Genomic DNA, 20,092 nt, shown 5'->3' on the forward strand with positions numbered 1-20,092 from the left:
GAATATCGTCGACGTCGACGGCGCGGGCCACCGGATCGGCGCTCGCGGGAATCCCCGGAGCAGGCCGAGCGTTGTGACAAATGACGGGTGGGACGCCCGTCGCGTTTCCCGAATCCCACAGACGTAAGGACCCAATGACCTCCTCTTCTTCCCCTTCCCAGGACGCGCAGAACATGGTGCAGAACCACACCGAGAGCCTTCGGGCCGATGCCCTGATGGAAGAGGACGTCGCCTGGAGCCACGAGATCGACGGAGAGCGGGACGGCCAGCAGTTCGACCGCTCCGAGCGCGCGGCCCTGCGCCGTGTCGCGGGCCTCTCCACCGAGCTCGAGGACGTCACCGAGGTCGAGTACCGACAGCTCCGCCTGGAGCGCGTGGTACTCGTCGGCGTGTGGACGTCGGGAACGGTTCATGACGCGGAGAACTCCCTCGCGGAGCTCGCCGCCCTCGCCGAGACAGCGGGCGCGCTCGTGCTCGACGGCGTCATCCAGCGCCGCGACAAGCCGGACGCGGCGACGTACATCGGCTCGGGCAAGGCCCAGGAGCTGCGTGACGTCGTGCTCGAGACCGGAGCGGACACCGTCGTGTGCGACGGTGAGCTCAGCCCCGGCCAGCTCATCCACCTCGAGGACGTCGTCAAGGTCAAGGTGGTCGACAGGACCGCCCTGATCCTCGACATCTTCGCCCAGCACGCCAAGTCCCGAGAGGGCAAGGCGCAGGTCGCGCTCGCGCAGATGCAGTACATGCTGCCGCGGCTGCGCGGCTGGGGTCAGTCGCTGTCCCGGCAGATGGGTGGCGGTGGCTCCTCCGGTTCCGGTGGCGGCATGGCCACGCGTGGTCCCGGTGAGACCAAGATCGAGACGGACCGGCGTCGGATCCGCGAGAAGATGGCGAAGATGCGCCGTGAGATCGCGGAGATGAAGACCGGCCGCGACATCAAGCGCCAGGAGCGCCGCAGGCACAAGGTGCCTTCGGTAGCCATCGCCGGATACACGAACGCCGGCAAGTCCTCGCTCCTCAACCGCCTCACGGGCGCGGGCGTCCTGGTGGAGAACTCGCTGTTCGCCACCCTGGACCCGACCGTGCGCCGGGCCGAGACCCCGAGCGGTCGGCTGTACACGCTGGCCGACACGGTCGGTTTCGTACGGCACCTGCCGCATCACCTCGTCGAGGCGTTCCGCTCGACCATGGAGGAGGTCGGTGACTCCGACCTGATCCTGCATGTGGTCGACGGTTCGCACCCGGTGCCGGAGGAGCAGCTCGCCGCCGTACGTGAGGTCATCCGCGACGTCGGGGCGACCGATGTGCCGGAGATCGTGGTGATCAACAAGGCGGACGCGGCCGACCCGTTGGTGCTGCAGCGGCTGCTGCGCGTGGAGAAGCATGCGATCGCCGTCTCTGCCCGCTCGGGCCAGGGCATCGAGGAGCTGCTCGAGCTCATCGACGTCGAACTGCCGCACCCCGCGGTCGAGATCGAGGCCCTCGTGCCGTACACGCACGGCCAGCTGGTCGCGCGGGCGCACGCCGACGGCGAGGTGATCTCCGAGGAGCACACCCCGGAGGGCACGCTCCTGAAGGCACGCGTCCACGAGGAACTCGCGGCGGAATTCGCGCCGTACGTTCCGGCGGTGGTCGCGGGCTGACGGCCCGTACCGACGTATCGAACATGGCTGAGCCCCTCCCCGGTGGACCGGAGAGGGGCTCAGCCATGAGGTCGGTCGGCCGCGCGGCGACTGCTCACCGTCTGGTGACGTCCTTGCCGCCCGGCGGCTTTCTTACTGCCTGGCGGCCTTCTTACTGTTGCCCGGCGGCCTTCTGACTACTGCCCGGCGAACTTCCTGCTCACCGAGTCGTAGATCCCCTTGGCCTCCTTGCCGAGCCGCGGGCCCGCGAGCCAACCCGCCGTCACCGGGCCGATCGAGGTGTTGGACACCAGGGCCGGCTGGCCGTCGGCGCCCTGGCCGACCCAGCCACCGCCGGACGAACCGCCCGTCATGGTGCAGCCGATGCGGTACATCGTCGGGTCCGCGTCGTTCAGCGAAAGACGGCCCGGCCTGTCGGCGCACTGGTACAGCTTCTGCCCGTCGAACGGCGCCGCCGCCGGGTAGCCCTTCGCGGTCAGCTGCGAGACCTTCGGCACCGCCGGCGCGTTGAAGTTCACCGGAAGCGCCGAACCCACCGTCTCCTCGAGGGACTTGGTGGTGCCGCCCTTCTCCGGCGTCACATGGATCACGGCGAAGTCGTACGAAGCGCCCGCCCCGCCGCTCGGGCCGCCCTGCGCGATCCACTGGTCGGACGTCAGTGCCGCGTCGCCCCACCACACGCCGTACGGCGCGACCTCGTTCCTGGGCGCGTTCTGCAGCTCCTGCTCGGACTTGCCGCTGTCGTTGTACGAGGGCACGAACGCGATGTTGCGGTACCAGCCGCCGTTCTTGCCCGCGTGCACACAGTGGCCCGCCGTCCAGAGCATGTTGGACCTGCCGGGGTGCGCGGGGTCGGTGACCACGGTCGCCGAGCAGACCATCGAGCCCTTGGGGCCGTCGAAGAACAGCTTGCCCGCGTACGGGGCGTTCGCGTGGTACGGAGTGGACACGCCCGCGGCCGCCACCGGCCTGGGCTCCGGGTCCGTCACACCCTGGTCGCCGGAGAGGTCGTTCTCGTCGACCTCGCCACCGGGGTTCTTGTCGGCGTCCCGCATCCGGTTGGAGTCCCACAGCCCCTGGATGATCGGGTTGACGAAGTCCTGCGCCTCACGCAGCCACTTGTCCTTGTCCCAATTCCTCCACTCGCCGCCCTTCCACTTGTCCGGGTCGATCCCGTGTTCCTTCAGCCGGTCCTGGATGTCGTCCGGGATCTTGAACTTGCCACCGCCCGCGGATGCCGAGGCGGTGGGCTTGTCGTTCGCGTGGTTCTCGCTCGGACCGCACGCCGTGGCGGTCAGAGCGACCACAGCACCGAGCGCGACCGCCGCCGCCACGGGGGACGTTCTGCTTCGCGCGCCTCGAGCGCGGCGCGCGGCGAACTGCGGGCGTATGGGTCGCATGTCGTGAATCCCCCTGGGCTTCGAAAAGGTTGAACTGTCGTACGTGTGCGGTGGAGTCGGGTCGAAACCTCGCCTCCGAACGGCACACCACCCTATGTCGGTGCCGTCGGCGACGGCCGACGGAACAGCAACGGTTCCGTCACGGAGGGATCTTCCGGCCGGTACGGATCGTTACGGGGCGGCGCGCCTCGGGTCTGCGGTGGGGGAGCGGCGACTGCGGTGGCCCGCCGGCGCCGCGGACACCTGGCAAAGGTCTGCTCATGAGTCCCGTACGAGCCGTGTTCCTCCGCCCGTCCCGTCGTTGGTACGTACGGGGGAACCGCAGTCGGCGTTCAGCGCGCGCCGACTCGCCCCGCCGATGGGTGAGTCGAGGGGCCTTTTCGGCCGTATATCCAGCGGGAGGACCAACAGCCGTGGCGGTGACCGATCCTGTGCCTGTGACCGATCCTGAGACCCTGGTGGTGCCGGCCCCGTATGGCGGGGGGACACCGCAAACCCCTGTCCGCGACACCGTCGCGCACGAGGGGATCCTGCGCCGTCAGGGCGCGCGGGAGTCCGCGGCGCGCACCTATGCGCGCGCCCTGCCGATCGTGCCCGTACGGGCACGCGGGCTCACCATCGAGGGCGCCGACGGCCGCCGTTACCTGGACTGTCTGTCCGGCGCGGGGACCCTCGCACTCGGCCACAACCACCCGGTGGTGCTCGAGGCCATCCGCAAGGTGCTCGACTCGGGTGCGCCGCTGCACGTCCTCGACCTGGCCACCCCGGTCAAGGACGCGTTCACCACCGAGCTGTTCCGCACGCTGCCGCCCGGACTGGCCGACCGGGCCCGCATCCAGTTCTGCGGTCCCGCAGGAACCGACGCGGTCGAGGCCGCGCTGAAACTGGTCCGCACCGCCACCGGGCGCTCGGGCCTGCTGTCCTTCGCGGGCGCCTATCACGGCATGACCGCGGGGGCGCTCGAAGCCTCCGGCGGAGCGCAGGACGTCCGCGTCACGCGCCTGCCGTATCCGCAGGACTACCGCTGCCCCTTCGGCATCGGGGGCCCGCGCGGCGCCGAACTCGCCGCCCGCTGGACCGAATCGCTCCTCGACGACACCAAGTCCGGGGTGCCGCAGCCGGCGGGCATGATCCTCGAACCGGTGCAGGGGGAGGGCGGTGTCATCCCCGCCCCCGATGCCTGGCTGCGCCGGATGCGAGCCGTCACCGAGCAGCGCTCGATCCCGCTGGTCGTCGACGAGGTACAGACCGGCGTCGGCCGCACCGGCGCCTTCTGGGCCGTGGAGCACAGTGGTGTCGTGCCCGACGTGATGGTCCTTTCCAAGGCCATCGGAGGCAGCCTGCCGCTCGCCGTGGTCGTCTACCGCGACGACCTCGACGTCTGGCCTCCGGGAGCGCACGCCGGCACGTTCCGCGGCAACCAGCTCGCCATGGCCGCGGGCGCCGCCACCCTCTCGTATGTCCGCGAGAATGCCCTCGCCGAGCGTGCCGCCACTCTCGGCGCCCGCATGCTCGACCAACTCCGGCGGCTGTCCGACGAGTTCGCGTGTGTCGGCGAGGTCCGCGGGCGTGGCCTGATGATCGGCGTGGAGCTCGTCGACCCGGAGGGCGCCGTCCCCGCTCCCGGTGCCGACGAACTCGCCGACGACCTGCTGTTCGCCGGGTCCGCCCCGCTCCCGGCCGCGCCCCAACTCGCCGCCGCCGTGCGCGACGCCTGCCTCCACCGCGGCCTGATCGTCGAACTCGGCGGCCGTCATTCCAGCGTCGTACGCCTGCTTCCTCCTCTCACCATCACCGACGAGCAGGCCGCGGCCATCGTGGACCGGCTCGCCGACGCCCTGGCGTCCGTCGCCCGCACCCGCCGTCACGAGTCGTAGGAGCGCCCGACGACACGCCACCACCAGCGACGGCAGTGACACGCCGGACCGGCCTGACCACCGCCTCATGGAGCCCACCACCCCACGCAAGGAAGCCAGTTGAACGCCACCCCCGCCTCCGACGGCCGTCCCTGTCCCACCGCCGGCGGATCCTGTGACACGCAAGCCCCGCGCACCCAGGAGCGCGACTCGATCCCGCGGCAGCAGGGCGGCGACCAGGAGACCGATCGTCCCCGCACCCCCGTCGTCGATCTCCTGGAACACCCGGACCCCGCGACTGCCGCCCAGGCGGCAGCGGTCGAGAACCTGCTGCGCTGCTGGGTGCGCGAGAACAACATCGCTCCTCCTTCCTTCGGCGCGCTCCGCATCCCGCTGCCCGCGAGCGGCACCGTCCTCCTCGTCCCGGCCCACTACTGGTCGCCCTCCGGCTGGCACCGCTTCGGCCTGCCCTGCCTGGAGGACGCGCCGCCGCACGCCCCCGGCGTGGACGCCGTCGCACTCGCCGCCCTCCTGAGCAGGGAGTCGGCCCACGGCGAGGCCGACGCCCCCGCCGCCGCCGGTGGCCCCGCCCAGGGAGCCCCCGCCCCCGGCGGTGACAGCGGTGAACTGGTGGTCCGCGTCGCCGACTCGATGCGCCGCACCACCGACTTCATCGCGGACCGCCGCCGCCACCCCGCGGACCAGGCCGATCCCTTCCTCGCCGCGGAGCAGGCGCTGCTCCTCGGGCACCCGCTGCACCCGACTCCGAAGAGCCGCGAAGGGCTCTCCGACGCCGAAGCGGGCCGCTACTCACCGGAGTTGCGTGGCTCCTTCCCCCTGCACTGGATCGCTGTAGCCCCGGACGTCCTGGCCCACGACTCGGCCTGGACCGAACAAGACCGCGCCCGCACCGCCGCCGAACTCACCTCCCAACTGGCAGGACCGGGGCTCCCACTGCCCGCGGGGCACGCCGCGCTGCCCGTGCACCCATGGCAGCTGCGCGAACTGCGTGAGCGCCCCGCCACCGCCGCCCTTCTGGACGCCGGCCTGCTGCGTGACCTGGGCCCGTACGGCGAGCCCTGGTTCCCCACCTCCTCCGTCCGCACGCTGTACCGGCCCGGCGCGCCGGCCATGCTCAAGCTCTCCCTGGGCCTGCGCATCACCAACTCCCGCCGGGAGAACCTCCGCAAGGAACTCCACCGGGGCGTCGAGGTCCACCGGCTCCTCGGCACCGGTCTCGCCGCGCAGTGGCAGTCCGCGCACCCCGGTTTCGACGTCGTCCGCGACCCGGCCTGGCTCGCCGTCGACGGCCCGGACGGCGAACCGGTGCAGGGCCTGGACGTGATGATCCGCGCCAACCCCTTCCGCTCCCACGACGACGCGGCGTGCGTCGCCGGCTTCGTCTCGCCCAGGCCGACCGCCGGCCAGGACGGTCGCACCGACCACCTGGCCGGCCGCACCGGCAACCCGGCCATGAGCTCCCGCCTCGCCGACACCGTGACCCGGCTCGCGACCCGCACCGGACGCTCCCGCGGAGCCGTGGCCGCCGAGTGGTTCCTGCGCTATCTGGAACACGTCGTACGCCCCGTGCTCTGGCTCGACGGCGAAGCCGGCGTCGCCCTGGAAGCCCATCAGCAGAACACTCTGCTGCTCCTGGACGGCGACGGCTGGCCCGTCGGCGGGCGCTACCGGGACAACCAGGGCTTCTACTTCCGCGAGTCCCGCCGCGCCGAACTCGACCGGCGTCTGCCCGGCATCGGCACGCACAGCGACACCTTCGTCGACGACGACGTCACCGACGAGCGATTCGCCTACTACCTCGCCATCAACAACGTCCTCGGCCTGATCGGAGCCTTCGGTTCCCAAGGGCTCGCCGACGAACAGCTGTTGATCGCCGCGTTCCGCCGCTTCCTCGGCGAAGCCGCCGCCGGGCCGAACCGACAGCGCAGCACACTGCCGAGCCTGCTGCTCGACTCGCCCACGCTGCGCTGCAAGGCCAACATGCTCACCCGGCTGCAGGGCCTCGACGAACTCGTCGGTCCCGTCGACACCCAGTCCGTCTATGTCACCATCGCCAACCCCTTTCATTCCCGTCGTACCTGAGAGGAGCGTCGCCGTGCCTCCCACCGATGCGAGCACCGACGCCGACACCACTCCCACCGCCGCCTCCCACGCCCCCGCCCCACCCGCGGAGAAGGCGAAGGGTGCTGAGAAGGCGGAGGGCGCGGAGAAGGCGGAGGGCGCTGAGAACGCCGAGCACACGCGGAGCGCGGACGGTGCGGACAGCGCCGACTTCCAGGACACCCTGGACCTGCGTCTCCCCGACGAACTGCTCGCGCTCATCGCGGAGCAGGACGGCGGGCACCGACTCGCCCCCGACCCCACGGCTCCGACCGAGCACGACCTGCTCGACGACGTGGGGGAGTGGGGACCGGTCACCACTCCCTCAGGCGTGTTCCAGCTCGTTCCCGTGCGCGTCGAGCGAGACCTGGCACTCATCAGCCGTTGGATGAACGACCCCGCCGTGGCCGCCTTCTGGGAGCTCGCGGGACCCGACACCGTCACCGCGGACCACCTGAGCCCCCAACTCGACGGCGACGGACGCAGCGTGCCCTGCCTCGGCGTCCTCGACGGCGCGCCCATGAGCTACTGGGAGATCTACCGCGCCGACCTCGACCCGCTGGCCCGCCACTACCCCGCCCGCCCGCACGACACCGGAATCCACCTCCTCATCGGTGGCGTCGCCGACCGCGGACGAGGACTCGGCACCACGCTGCTCACAGCCGTCGCCGACCTCGTACTCGATCATCGCCCGCGCTGCGCGCGCGTCATCGCGGAACCCGACCTTCGCAACACCCCCTCCGTCTCCGCTTTCCTGGGCGCGGGATTCCGCTTCTTCGCCGAGGTGGACCTCCCCGACAAGCGGGCCGCGCTCATGGTCCGTGACCGCGCCCTGCGCAACGTGCTCCAGGCCAGTCACTCTCTGTAACGAACCTCGACCCGATCCGGTTCCCGTCCGAGGAGTCCCCGTGCCGAATCCGCCCGTCGCCCCGAGTTCCGAAGAGCCGACCGAGCTGTACGACCCGCCCGAGCTGACGTCCGGGAACTGGGCCAGGGCGGGCGCCCGACTGCTGGCCAAGCTGATCGGTGAATTCGCCTACGAGGACATCCTGCGACCGACGGCCCTCACCCCGGCCGGCCCCGGATACCGTCCCTACGCCCTGCCGCTCCCGGCTGGCCGGCCAGGCGGAGCGGGCGGCGGGGAGGTCAGTGCGAGGGAGGGTAGCGGCGAAGAGGCCGACGCGAGGGAGGGCAGCGGCGAGGAGGCCGGCGCGAAGGATGCGGCCGGCGGCACCTTTCATTTCCGCGCCCGCCGCGGCGCGTACGGCAGTTGGCAGGTCGACCCGGCGAGCATGGAATGGGAACCCGGTCTGCCGGGCAAGGACAGGCCGACCGGCCATGCGGAACGCGAGCCGACCGGAACAGCCGAAACGGCCTCGGCCCAAGGCGGACGCGAGCCCGTCACCGATCCGCTCACCTTCCTCCTCCGTGCCAAGTACGCTCTCGGCCTCGACGGCAGCACCCTCGGCCATCTCATCCGCGAACTCACCGTCACCCTCGCCGCCGACGCCCGCCTCGACCACACGTCGCTCACCGCGCCGCAGCTGGCCGACCTCGGATACGCCGAACTCGAGGGGCACCAGACCGGCCACCCCTGGCTCGTACTGAACAAGGGGCGTCTCGGGTTCTCCGCAACCGACACCTCGCGCTGGGCACCGGAATCGCGCCGCCCCACCCGCCTCCCGTGGATCGCCGTGCACACCGGCCTCGCCACCTACCGAGGTGTCGCGGCCCTGGAGGACCCCGCCTCCCTCTATGACGGCGAACTCGACGGTCCGACCCGTGAGTTGTTCGCGCAGGCGCTCCGGGATCGCGACCTGGACTCGGCGGCGTATCTTTATCTCCCGGTGCACCCCTGGCAGTGGGACGACATCGTGCTGCCGCTCTTCGCGCCGTCCATCGCCACGAACGACATCGTTCCACTGCCCACGGACGGTGATCTGCGCCTGCCCCAGCAGTCCATCCGTACGTTCCTGAACACGGCGCGTCCCGACCGGCACACAGTGAAGTTGCCGCTGTCCATCTTCAACACCCTTGTATGGCGCGGACTTCCGACAGAGCGGACCTGGGCCGCTCCTGCCGTCACCGCATGGGTGCACGCACTGCGCGATGCGGACCCCTTCTTGAGTGACGAATGCCGCGTCGTCCTACTGGGCGAGGTCGCGTCCGTGACCGTGGAGCACCCGCTGTACGACGGGCTCGACGAAGTCCCCTACCAGTACAAGGAATTGCTGGGCGCGATCTGGCGCGAGCCCCTCTCCCGGCACCTCGCCCCCGGAGAGCGCGCCCGAACGCTCGCCTCCTTGTTGCACAGCGACACTGAAGGGCGCGCGTTCGTTGCGGAGCTCGTCGACCGCTCGGGCCTGGACCCGAAGACATGGCTCCGTAGGCTCTTCGCCGCCCTGCTGCCCCCACTGCTGCGCTTTCTCTACCGCTACGGAACGGTCTTCTCTCCTCACGGAGAGAACGCCATCGTCGTCTTCGACGACCAGGACGTGCCCGTGCGGCTCGCGGTCAAGGACTTCGTGGACGACGTCAACATCAGTTCGGAGCCGCTGCCCGAGCACGACTCCATGCCCGACGACGTGCGCGAGGTCCTGCTCACGGAGGACCCTGCGTTCCTCACCCAGTTCATCCATTCGGGACTCTTCGTGGGCGTCTTCCGCTACCTGGCGCCGTTGTACGAGGAGCAACTCGGGCTGCCCGAGGACGAGTTCTGGGCCCTGGTGCGCGCCGAGATCCTGCGCCACCACGCCCGCTTCCCGGAGCTCAAGGAGCGGTACGAGATGTTCGACCTGCTCACCCCGGAGATCGAGCGCCTGTGCCTCAACCGCAACCGGCTGCATCTCGACGGCTACCGCGACCGCGCCGACCGCCCGCACGCGGCCGTGCACGGCACCGTCGCCAATCCGCTGCATCAGCCGTGATCGCCGGATTGTCAGTGGGTCCGTTTAGGGTGGTCGAGCTATGACGAAGCCCTCACTCCCCGAGCTCCTGCACGCCGCCGTCACCGCTGTCGGCGGCACGGAGCGCCCTGGCCAGGTGACCATGGCCGAGACCGTCGCCGAGGCGATCGACGACGGTTCCCATCTTCTCGTCCAGGCGGGCACCGGCACAGGTAAGTCCTTGGGCTACCTCGTACCGGCCCTGGCTCACGGGGAGCGCGTCGTCGTGGCGACCGCCACGTTGGCGCTGCAGCGCCAGCTCGTGGAGCGGGACCTGCCGCGCACGGTCGAGTCGCTGCACCCACTGCTGCGGCGCCGCCCCAATTTCGCGATGCTCAAGGGCCGGTCGAACTATCTGTGCCTGCACCGCCTCCACGAGGGCGTACCGCAGGAGGAGGAAGGGGGCCTCTTCGACCAGTTCGAGGCGGCCGCGCCCACCAGCAAGCTGGGTCAGGACCTGCTGCGCATGCGCGACTGGGCGGACGAGACGGAGACGGGCGACCGGGACGACCTCACGCCCGGCGTATCGGACAAGGCCTGGGCGCAGGTCTCGGTCTCCTCGCGCGAGTGCCTGGGAGCGTCGAAGTGCGCGTACGGCCAGGAGTGCTTCGCCGAGATGTCGCGTGAGCGCGCCAAGCTCGCCGATGTCATCGTGACCAACCACGCGCTGCTGGCGATCGACGCCATCGAAGGCGCGCCGGTGCTGCCGCAGCACGAGGTACTGATCGTGGACGAGGCGCACGAACTCGTCTCGCGGGTCACCGGCGTGGCGACGGGGGAGCTGACTCCGGGCCAGGTCAACCGTGCGGTGAAGCGCGCGGCGAAGCTCGTCAACGAGAAGGCGGCGGACCAGCTGCAGACCGCCTCGGAAGGCTTCGAGCGGGTCATGGAGCTGGCCCTGCCCGGCCGTCTCGAGGAAGTCCCCGAGGACCTCGGCTACGCGCTCATGGCCCTGCGCGATGCGGCTCGTGCGGTGATCACCGCAATCGGCACCACGCGCGACAAGTCGGTTCAGGACGAGGACGCCGTCCGCAAGCAGGCCCTCGCCGCCGTGGAGAACATCCACGACGTGGCGGAGCGGATCTCGAACGGCTCGGAGTGGGACGTCGTCTGGTACGAGCGCCACGACCGCTTCGGCGCCTCCCTGCGCGTCGCCCCCATGTCGGTGTCCGGTCTCCTGCGGGAGAAGCTCTTCACCGACCGCTCCGTCGTCCTGACCTCGGCGACTTTGAAGCTCGGCGGCGATTTCAACGGGGTGGGTGCCTCCATGGGCCTCGCCCCCGAAGGCACCGAGGGCGAGGATCTGCCGGTCTGGAAGGGCGTCGACGTCGGATCGCCGTTCGAGTACCGCAAGCAGGGCATCCTCTACGTCGCCAAGCATCTGGCGAAGCCGACGCGTGACGGTACGCGCACGGACATGACGGACGAGCTGAGCGAGCTGATCCAGGCGGCCGGCGGTCGTACGCTCGGCCTCTTCTCGTCGATGCGGGCGGCCCAGGCGGCGGCCGAGGAACTGCGCACGCGGATTCCGGAGTATCCGATCCTGCTGCAGGGCGAGGACACCCTGGGTGAGCTGATCAAGGCCTTCGCGGCGGACCCGGAGACCTGTCTGTTCGGCACGCTGTCGCTGTGGCAGGGCGTGGACGTACCGGGTCCGAACTGCCAGCTGGTCGTGATGGACAAGATCCCGTTCCCGCGGCCGGACGATCCGCTGATGAGCGCGCGCCAGAAGGCGGTCGAGGAAGCGGGTGGCAACGGCTTCATGGCCGTGGCCGCGACACACTCGGCGCTGCTGATGGCACAGGGCGCGGGCCGCCTCATCCGGGCGACGGGCGATCGCGGCGTGGTCGCGGTCCTGGACCCCCGTCTGGCGACGGCGCGCTACGGCAGCTATCTGAAGGCCTCGATGCCGGACTTCTGGTTCACGACGGACCGGAATCAGGTACGGCGTTCACTCTCGTCGATCGACGCGGCGGCGAAGAAGACAGCCTCGGAGAAGGCCGATGCGGAGAAGGCGGACGCGGAGTAGCAACCGGCCCGTACGCACGCACGCACGGGCCCGGCGCGGACAGCGCTGGGCCCCGGAACCGGCGCAGTTGGTTCCGGGGCCCGGTCAGGGAGGGAGCGTCACACGCGCCGCAGAACGGCCACTACCTTGCCGAGGATCGTCGCCTCGTCACCGGGAATCGGCTGGTACGCGGAGTTGTGCGGCAGGAGCCAGACATGGCCGTCCTCCCGCTTGAAGCGCTTGACGGTGGCCTCGCCATCGAGCATCGCGGCGACGATGTCGCCGTTCTCCGCGACGGGCTGGCGGCGGACCGTGACCCAGTCCCCGTCACAGATCGCGGCCTCGATCATCGAGTCGCCGACGACCTTCAGGACGAACAGCTCACCGTCACCGACGAGCTGCCGGGGCAGCGGGAAGACGTCCTCGACCGACTCCTCGGCGAGGATCGGGCCACCGGCGGCGATCCGGCCCACCAGGGGCACATACGAAGCCGCGGGCTTTCCCGCGGTGTCCGTGGGCTGCGCGCTGGGCTGGTCCGAGCCACGGACCTCGTACGCGCGCGGGCGGTGCGGATCCCGGCGCAGGAAGCCCTTGCGCTCGAGTGCCATCAGCTGGTGCGCGACCGACGACGTGCTGGACAGGCCGACCGCCTGGCCGATCTCCCGCATGGACGGCGGGTACCCCCGACGCTGCACCGAGTCCCGGATGACCTCGATGACGCGGCGCTGCCGATCCGTGAGCCCCGAGCTGTCCGCGCGGATTCCTGGCGGCCGGCCGGGCAGGGAGCGCCCCGGCTTGGGGCCCTCCTGGCTCATGGCTGTGTCATTCATGGCATGCACCGGCTCGAGTCGGCCCTGGGCGCGGCCCTGGGCGCGGCCCTGGGCAGTGATGGTGGCACTGTCTGCAGTCGTGGTCACGTCGGTCGGCCCCTCTCGAGAATGTCTCCCTAGCTAGCCAACGGTAGTTCCTTTCGAAAGGTTGCGCCAAACACACGTTCGAGTGAAAAACCGTTGATTGCTTGTCGTGATCATGCACCTGGGTGTATGGCGACCCTCGAAGCGGAGTGGCAATTCAGCTCAATCCGGTACGCTTCTTGGCTGGAGTCGAGGTTCGGCCCGTGGGTCCCCCAGTCTGCCACTCGCCTCCCCGTCAACCAGGCACCGCCCTCGTTTTTTTCTTGTGCCGTGCCGGTACGGATTCGGGCGTCACGCGACCCCGCCGCCCCCCCTGGTGCGACGCGTTCCGTGTGCGCGACACGCGCGACACGCGATAGGGCGCAAATTGCGGCCGAACCCCAGATGTAGTGGTTGGATTGGATCCGCAGCCCAGAAGTTGTGGTCCCCGGTCCAACTCGGTCGTGGTCATCGCCTATGCTTGGGGCTGCTTCGAGAGACGTGAACCAGCCTCTCGGGGCTATCGAGTCGTGCCGTGAAGGAGGGTTGGGAGTTCATGCACTGCCCCTTCTGTAGGCATCCCGACAGCCGTGTCGTCGACAGCCGCACCACCGACGACGGCACGTCGATCCGCCGGCGCCGTCAGTGTCCGGACTGCTCCCGTCGTTTCACGACGGTGGAGACGTGTTCGCTGATGGTCGTGAAGCGGAGCGGGGTGACCGAACCCTTCAGCCGCACCAAGGTCATCAATGGCGTACGCAAGGCGTGTCAGGGGCGTCCGGTCACCGAGGACGCCCTCGCCCAGCTCGGCCAGCGGGTCGAGGAGGCGGTGCGCGCCACCGGAAGCGCCGAACTGACCACGCACGACGTGGGCCTGGCCATACTCGGCCCGCTTCAGCAGCTGGACCTCGTTGCCTACCTGCGGTTCGCGTCCGTGTACCGGGCGTTCAACTCGCTGGAGGATTTCGAGTCGGCGATCGCGGAACTGAGGGAACAGACGCCCGGCGCCGAAACGGACGGCGCGGACGAAGAGCGCACACAGAGCGAGTGCGGGCCCGGAGGGACTGTAGAAGTCCCGGTGCCCGCCCACGCTGCCGACTGACGGCCACGGGCCGGGCGGCGGCGACCCCAAGACCTGTTGCGGGCGGCAAGAGCGGCGGCCGCAACACAAGACAGACACCGTGCACGGGAAGATCCGGGCACTTTAGGGCGTTTTAGCCCGATATATGGGAGGCGGCATGACAGAGACGGCGAGCGGCCCGGCACGAGGCTCCCGAGCCAAGGGTGCCAAGGCCAACAAGGGTCTGCGTGTCGAGCGCATCCACACCACCCCCGGCGTGCACCCGTACGACGAGGTGGAATGGGCGCATCGTGACGTCGTCATGACCAACTGGCGCGACGGCTCGGTCAACTTTGAGCAGCGTGGCGTCGAGTTCCCCGAGTTCTGGTCGGTGAACGCGGTCAACATCGTCACCAGCAAGTACTTCCGGGGCGCCGTCGGCACCCCGCAGCGCGAGGTGAGCCTCAAGCAGCTCATCGACCGCATCGTGAAGACGTATCGGAAGGCCGGCGAGGACCACAAGTACTTCGCCTCGCCCGCCGACGCCGAGATCTTCGAGCACGAGCTGGCGTACGCCCTCCTGCACCAGATCTTCAGCTTCAACTCGCCGGTGTGGTTCAACGTGGGCACGCCACAGCCCCAGCAGGTCTCCGCCTGCTTCATCCTGTCCGTCGACGACTCCATGGAGTCGATCCTCGACTGGTACAAGGAAGAGGGCATGATCTTCAAGGGCGGCTCCGGCGCCGGCCTGAACCTCTCCCGCATCCGCTCCTCCAAGGAGCTGCTGTCCTCCGGCGGCAACGCCTCGGGTCCCGTCTCCTTCATGCGCGGTGCCGACGCCTCTGCAGGAACGATCAAGTCGGGTGGCGCCACGCGCCGCGCGGCCAAGATGGTCATCCTCGACGTCGACCACCCCGACATCGAGGGCTTCATCGAGACCAAGGTGAAGGAAGAGGAGAAGATCCGCGCCCTGCGCGACGCGGGCTTCGACATGGACCTGGGCGGCGACGACATCACGTCCGTCCAGTACCAGAACGCCAACAACTCGGTCCGCGTGAACGACGAGTTCATGAAGGCCGTCGAGTCCGGCTCGAAGTTCGGCCTGCGCGGCCGCATGGACGGCGAGGTCATCGAGGAGGTCGAGGCCAAGTCCCTCTTCCGCAAGATGGCCGAGGCCGCCTGGGCCTGTGCCGACCCCGGCATCCAGTACGACGACACCATCAACCAGTGGCACACGTGCCCGGAGTCCGGCCGCATCAACGGCTCGAACCCGTGCAGCGAGTACATGCACCTGGACAACACGTCCTGCAACCTCGCCTCGCTGAACCTGATGAAGTTCCTCAAGGACGACGGTCTGGGCAACCAGTCCTTCGAGGTCGAGCGCTTCGCCAAGGTCGTCGAGCTGGTCATCACCGCGATGGACATCTCCATCTGCTTCGCGGACTTCCCGACGCAGAAGATCGGCGAGAACACCCGCGCCTTCCGTCAGCTGGGTATCGGCTACGCGAACCTGGGCGCCCTGCTCATGGCGACCGGCCACGCCTACGACTCGGACGGCGGCCGCGCCCTCGCCGGCGCGATCAGCTCGCTGATGACGGGTACGTCCTACAAGCGCTCGGCCGAGCTCGCCGCGGTCGTCGGCCCGTACGAGGGCTACGCGAAGAACGCCACGCCGCACCAGCGCGTCATGAAGCAGCACGCCGACGCCAACACGGCGGCCGTCCGCATCGACGACCTGGACACCCCGATCTGGGCCGCCGCCACGGAGGCCTGGCAGGACGTCGTCCGCCTCGGCGAGAAGAACGGTTTCCGCAACGCTCAGGCGTCCGTCATCGCCCCGACCGGCACCATCGGTCTCGCGATGTCCTGCGACACCACCGGTCTTGAGCCCGACCTCGCCCTGGTCAAGTTCAAGAAGCTGGTCGGCGGCGGCTCGATGCAGATCGTCAACGGCACCGTGCCGCAGGCCCTGCGCCGCCTGGGTTACCAGGAGGAGCAGATCGAGGCGGTCGTCGCCCACATCGCCGAGCACGGCAATGTGATCGACGCCCCGAGCCTCAAGCCCGAGCACTACGAGGTGTTCGACTGCGCCATGGGCGAGCGTTCCATCTCCGCGATGGGCCACGTCCGCATGATGGCGGCCATCCAGCCGTGGATCTCCGGCGCGCTCTCCAAGACGGTCAACCTGCCGGAGACGGCGACCGTCGAGGACGTCGAGGAGGTCTACTTCGAGGCCTGGAAGATGGGCGTCAAGGCGCTCGCCATCTACCGCGACAACTGCAAGGTCGGCCAGCCCCTCTCCGCCAAGAAGAAGGAGCAGGAGAAGGCCGAGGTCACCGAGAAGACCGAGGCGACGATCCGCGAGGCCGTCGAGAAGGTCATCGAGTACCGCCCGGTCCGCAAGCGCCTCCCGAAGGGCCGTCCCGGCATCACCACCTCCTTCACGGTGGGTGGCGCCGAGGGCTACATGACCGCCAACTCCTACCCGGACGACGGTCTTGGCGAGGTCTTCCTGAAGATGTCGAAGCAGGGTTCCACCCTCGCGGGCATGATGGACGCCTTCTCCATCGCCGTCTCGGTCGGCCTCCAGTACGGCGTGCCGCTGGAGACCTACGTCTCGAAGTTCACCAACATGCGCTTCGAGCCGGCCGGCATGACGGACGACCCGGACGTGCGGATGGCGCAGTCGATCGTCGACTACATCTTCCGCCGCCTGGCGCTCGACTTCCTGCCCTTCGAGACGCGCTCCGCGCTCGGCATCCACTCCGCCGAGGAGCGTCAGCGTCACCTGGAGACGGGTTCCTACGAGCCGAACGAGGACGAGGTCGACGTCGAGGCCCTGGCCCAGTCGGCGCCCCGCGCCCAGGAGTTGAAGGCCGTCGAGACGCCGAAGGCCGGGGACGCCACCGCGCAGTCCGTGCCGCAGCAGGCGCACACCAGCGCCGAGCTCGTCGAGATGCAGCTGGGTATCCAGGCCGACGCCCCGCTCTGCTTCTCCTGCGGCACGAAGATGCAGCGGGCCGGCTCCTGCTACATCTGCGAGGGCTGCGGTTCGACCAGCGGCTGCAGCTGATCCGACGGAACGTCCGATCCGGCTGAACGCCTGAACTGAAGGGCGGCGGAACCATCACGGTTCCGCCGCCCTTCGGCGTAGTCACCCGGGACCCGCCGCGGCCCCGCCGGATGTGCCTACAGAGCGCCCATCGCCCCGGCGAACGCGTTCAGATCGCCGTCGTCGAAGCCCCGCACCGCCTCGTGGAACACCCACTCCCCGTCGATGCCCCGGGTGAACTCCGCGACCGTGGTCGCAGAGGCGCCGGAGACCACCGCGAAGTCGTGCAGCGACAGGTCGGTGTAGCCCTCTCTTATACGTACTGCCGTGTTCGGGATGTCAGCGAAGACCTTGGCGCGGCCGGTCGCTTGCTCGTCCTGCTGGATGGCCACTCCCACGACCACGCGCGCGTACGAGGGCGCGAGGCGCTCCAGTTCGAGCGTCATGACCTCGTCGAAACCGAAACCCTGCCCGGTCCTGCTGTCCCTGTTGAGCGTGATGGTCCCGTCGGGCGAACGGCTATCGAAATGGACGATGTACGCGGGGCTGCCGTGCGGGTCGTCCTCCGTGTACGCCGCGGCGATCAGGTCCAGGTCGTGGGGAGCCGAACCCATCGGGCTCGGGTCCCACTTCAGACCGATCTCGATCTTCTCGATTCCCTTGCGGAGGCTGCTCACCGAACTCCCCCTCCTCGGTGCGATGTTGAGTGCTACGGATACGCTACGTGGTCCCACTGACAACAACACGACCATCCCCGCAGAGCGTCTCGACCGTGGGTTCGGGACCACCGCGGCAGATGGACGGCGCGCCGTACGATGGCGCGGTGCTGGTCAAGTGGATTCGTTGCACTGTGGTGGACCGTCGGGGTTTCGAGCGGGGACAGCGGAAGTGGGCAGGGCTTCTGGGAGAGCCGGGTTTCCGAGGTCAGGGTGGAGGCTGGAGCAGGCAACGGGCCGATGTGGCCCACGTCTTCGGCTTCTGGGAGAGCCGTGCCTTCTACGACTCCTTCATGGCCCGCTCCCACGACCGGCTCGCGGCCGCACAGTCGGGGACGTTCAAGAACATCCAGGTGAAGCTCTTCGACCATCGCTTCGATGTGAAGACCGGGTTCGAGCCGCGGTTCACGGACGCGGACGTCGTGCGGGTGGCGCACTGCACGGTGCGCGCCGATCGGGCCGAGCACTACACGTTGATGCAGCAGAAGGTGTGGAACCCGGCGATGGCCGGCTCGCCCGGCATGGTCCGGGGGCTGTTCGGTGACGCCCCAGGAGACGAGTTCCTGGTCCTCTCCATGTGGCGCTCGGCGGCCGAGCACGGCAAGTACCAGGTCGACCGGGTGGAGCGGCTTTCGGTGCGCGCCCAGACGGATGTCGACATCGCGGCCGTCACCGGGGACATCGTGGAACTGGAGTCGACCTGGACGGTCTGAACGTGTGACCACGCGCGCGTTGCACGTCCGTCGACCGCTGTGATCCACGCTGCACAGCCCGCACGGGTGCTCGAACCCGCCCGGCGATCTAGGGTCGTGTGCATGGCACGACCGCGGCGCATCGTTCTTGTCCGGCACGGCGAATCCGAAGGCAACGCCGACGACACCATCTACGAGCGCGAGCCCGATCACGCCCTGACGCTCACCGACAAGGGATGGCGCCAGGCCGAGACCACCGGCGAGGACCTCCGGCGGCTCTTCGGACGGGAGCGGGTGAGCGTGTACGTCTCGCCGTACCGGCGCACCCACGAGACCTTCCGTGCCTTCCGGCTCGACCCCGATCTCGTACGCATCCGAGAAGAACCCCGGCTCAGGGAGCAGGACTGGGGAAACTGGCAGGACCGCGAGGACGTACGGCTGCAGAAGGCGTATCGCGACGCCTATGGGCACTTCTTCTACCGCTTCGCCCAGGGGGAGTCGGGGGCGGACGTGTACGACCGGGTGGGCGCGTTCCTGGAGAGCCTGCACCGCAGCTTCGAGGACCCGGACCATCCGCCGAACGTCCTGCTCGTGACGCATGGGCTGACCATGCGGCTGTTCTGCATGCGCTGGTTCCACTGGTCCGTCGCGGATTTCGAGTCGCTGTCGAACCCGGGGAACGCGGAGATGCGGTTGCTCGTTCTCGGGGAGAACGGAAAGTACAAAATGGACCGCCCGTTCGACCGCTGGTGCGAACCGGAATCGTACGGAGTCACCGGATAGAGTGGCAGGGCGATGACCGCTGACTCCTCACCCGACGGGCGCTTGAACCGCGCCCTGTCCAGCCTGCGCGGACTCTCCGTGGGAGACGCGCTGGGATCACAATTCTTCGTCCCCGCGAACTATCCGCTGCTCAAGGCCCGCGCGCTGCCGGACGGCACATGGCAGTGGACCGACGACACCGAGATGGCCGCCTCTGTGGTGTCCGTCCTGGCCGCTCACGAGCGCGTCGACCAGGACGAGCTGGCGCGAGCGTTCGCAGAGCGCCAGGACGTCGACCGCGGGTACGGCCCTGCCGTGAACCGGCTGCTGCAGCAGGTCCGGGAGGGTGAGGACTGGCGGACCCTGGCCTCCGCGCTGTTCAACGGGCGGGGATCGTGGGGGAACGGCGCGGCGATGCGGATCGCGCCGCTCGGTGCCTACTACGCCGACGACCCCGAGCAGGCCACGCATCAGGCGGAGATCTCCGCCTACCCGACGCACCAGCACCGGGAGGCCGTCGTGGGTTCGATGGCCGTGGCGGCCGCTGCCGCTCTGGTGGCCGATCCCGCAGGTCCTCCCACGCCGCAGGACCTGCTGGACGGAGTGATCTCGCTCGTGCCGCGCAGCGCTGTGGGAGCCGGCCTGCGCCGCGCCAAGGACATGCTCGACTACGGGGACGCGTCCACGGTGGCGGCGGTCCTCGGCTGCGGCCGGAGGACGACCGCGCACGACACCGTGCCGTTCGCCGTCTGGTCGGCGGCGCAAGGCCTCGGTGACTTCGAGGGGGCCTTCTGGAGCACGGCCCAGGTCGGCGGCGACATGGACACGACCTGCGCGATCGTGGGCGGCATCGTCGCCTCCGGCGCGGACGGGGCGCCCTCGGCCGAGTGGCTCGGGCGAACCGAGCCACTGCCGGCCTGGGCGCCGACCGCGTAGGGCACGGC

14 protein-coding genes are annotated in these 20,092 nt (G+C 69.5%); 11 read left to right on the forward strand and 3 right to left on the reverse strand.

Annotated elements, in window-relative coordinates:
• The first annotated feature begins 134 nt into the window (after positions 1-134).
• A complete protein-coding gene (gene hflX, locus OG746_RS14140) occupies positions 135-1,643 on the forward strand; it encodes a GTPase HflX (protein WP_266714942.1) in 1,509 nt (502 codons plus the stop codon).
• A 176-nt stretch (positions 1,644-1,819) separates the two neighbouring features.
• Here hflX and OG746_RS14145 read toward each other — a convergent pair whose 3' ends face one another.
• Positions 1,820-3,043 carry a trypsin-like serine peptidase gene (locus tag OG746_RS14145; RefSeq protein ID WP_266714943.1) on the reverse strand — a complete coding sequence of 408 codons (1,224 nt, stop codon included), beginning with the start codon at positions 3,041-3,043 and terminating at the stop codon, positions 1,820-1,822.
• 458 nt (positions 3,044-3,501) lie between these two features.
• On the opposite strand from OG746_RS14145, the gene OG746_RS14150 reads away from it, so the two are divergent.
• From OG746_RS14150 to OG746_RS14170, 5 genes are all read left to right on the forward strand, one after another.
• Positions 3,502-4,920, forward strand: a complete 1,419-nt coding sequence (locus OG746_RS14150) for a diaminobutyrate--2-oxoglutarate transaminase family protein (protein WP_524540463.1) — start codon at positions 3,502-3,504, stop codon at positions 4,918-4,920.
• 99 nt (positions 4,921-5,019) lie between these two features.
• The gene (locus tag OG746_RS14155) at positions 5,020-7,002 is read left to right on the forward strand and encodes an IucA/IucC family protein (protein ID WP_524540408.1); all 1,983 of its coding nucleotides are present in this window, start codon (positions 5,020-5,022) and stop codon (positions 7,000-7,002) included.
• Between the two features lie 13 nt (positions 7,003-7,015).
• Positions 7,016-7,888 (forward strand): GNAT family N-acetyltransferase, encoded by an 873-nt coding sequence (locus tag OG746_RS14160; protein WP_266714944.1) that lies wholly within the window; start codon positions 7,016-7,018, stop codon positions 7,886-7,888.
• Between the two features lie 40 nt (positions 7,889-7,928).
• Complete coding sequence (locus tag OG746_RS14165) at positions 7,929-9,947, forward strand: IucA/IucC family protein (protein WP_266714945.1); 2,019 nt, start codon at positions 7,929-7,931, stop codon at positions 9,945-9,947.
• A 40-nt stretch (positions 9,948-9,987) separates the two neighbouring features.
• A complete protein-coding gene (locus tag OG746_RS14170) occupies positions 9,988-11,994 on the forward strand; it encodes an ATP-dependent DNA helicase (protein WP_266714946.1) in 2,007 nt (668 codons plus the stop codon).
• A gap of 98 nt (positions 11,995-12,092) precedes the next feature.
• On the opposite strand, the gene lexA is transcribed toward OG746_RS14170, so the two are convergent.
• Positions 12,093-12,890, reverse strand: coding sequence for a transcriptional repressor LexA (gene lexA / locus OG746_RS14175; RefSeq protein WP_266714947.1), 798 nt, complete (start codon positions 12,888-12,890; stop codon positions 12,093-12,095).
• A 532-nt stretch (positions 12,891-13,422) separates the two neighbouring features.
• On the opposite strand from lexA, the gene nrdR reads away from it, so the two are divergent.
• Together nrdR and OG746_RS14185 are read left to right on the forward strand one after the other, a co-directional pair.
• Positions 13,423-13,968: a transcriptional regulator NrdR gene (nrdR, locus tag OG746_RS14180; RefSeq protein WP_266718929.1), complete on the forward strand. Its 546-nt coding sequence runs from the start codon at positions 13,423-13,425 to the stop codon at positions 13,966-13,968.
• A gap of 136 nt (positions 13,969-14,104) precedes the next feature.
• The gene (locus OG746_RS14185; RefSeq protein ID WP_266714948.1) at positions 14,105-16,999 is read left to right on the forward strand and encodes a vitamin B12-dependent ribonucleotide reductase; all 2,895 of its coding nucleotides are present in this window, start codon (positions 14,105-14,107) and stop codon (positions 16,997-16,999) included.
• 116 nt (positions 17,000-17,115) lie between these two features.
• Here OG746_RS14185 and OG746_RS14190 read toward each other — a convergent pair whose 3' ends face one another.
• On the reverse strand, positions 17,116-17,655 hold the full coding sequence (locus OG746_RS14190) for a TerD family protein (RefSeq protein WP_266714949.1): 540 nt from the start codon (positions 17,653-17,655) through the stop codon (positions 17,116-17,118).
• 146 nt (positions 17,656-17,801) lie between these two features.
• Here OG746_RS14190 and OG746_RS14195 point away from each other — a divergent pair, with 146 nt between their 5' ends.
• From OG746_RS14195 to OG746_RS14205, 3 genes are all read left to right on the forward strand, one after another.
• Entirely contained in the window at positions 17,802-18,407 is a 606-nt protein-coding gene (locus tag OG746_RS14195; RefSeq protein ID WP_266718931.1) for a YdbC family protein, read from the forward strand.
• Positions 18,408-18,509: 102 nt separating this feature from the next.
• The gene (locus tag OG746_RS14200) at positions 18,510-19,169 is read left to right on the forward strand and encodes a histidine phosphatase family protein (protein WP_266714950.1); all 660 of its coding nucleotides are present in this window, start codon (positions 18,510-18,512) and stop codon (positions 19,167-19,169) included.
• A 12-nt stretch (positions 19,170-19,181) separates the two neighbouring features.
• Positions 19,182-20,084 (forward strand): ADP-ribosylglycohydrolase family protein, encoded by a 903-nt coding sequence (locus tag OG746_RS14205; protein WP_266714951.1) that lies wholly within the window; start codon positions 19,182-19,184, stop codon positions 20,082-20,084.
• The last annotated feature ends 8 nt before the right edge of the window (positions 20,085-20,092 follow it).

This window comes from Streptomyces sp. NBC_01016, assembly GCF_026341035.1.
In the GTDB taxonomy this organism is placed as follows: domain Bacteria; phylum Actinomycetota; class Actinomycetes; order Streptomycetales; family Streptomycetaceae; genus Streptomyces.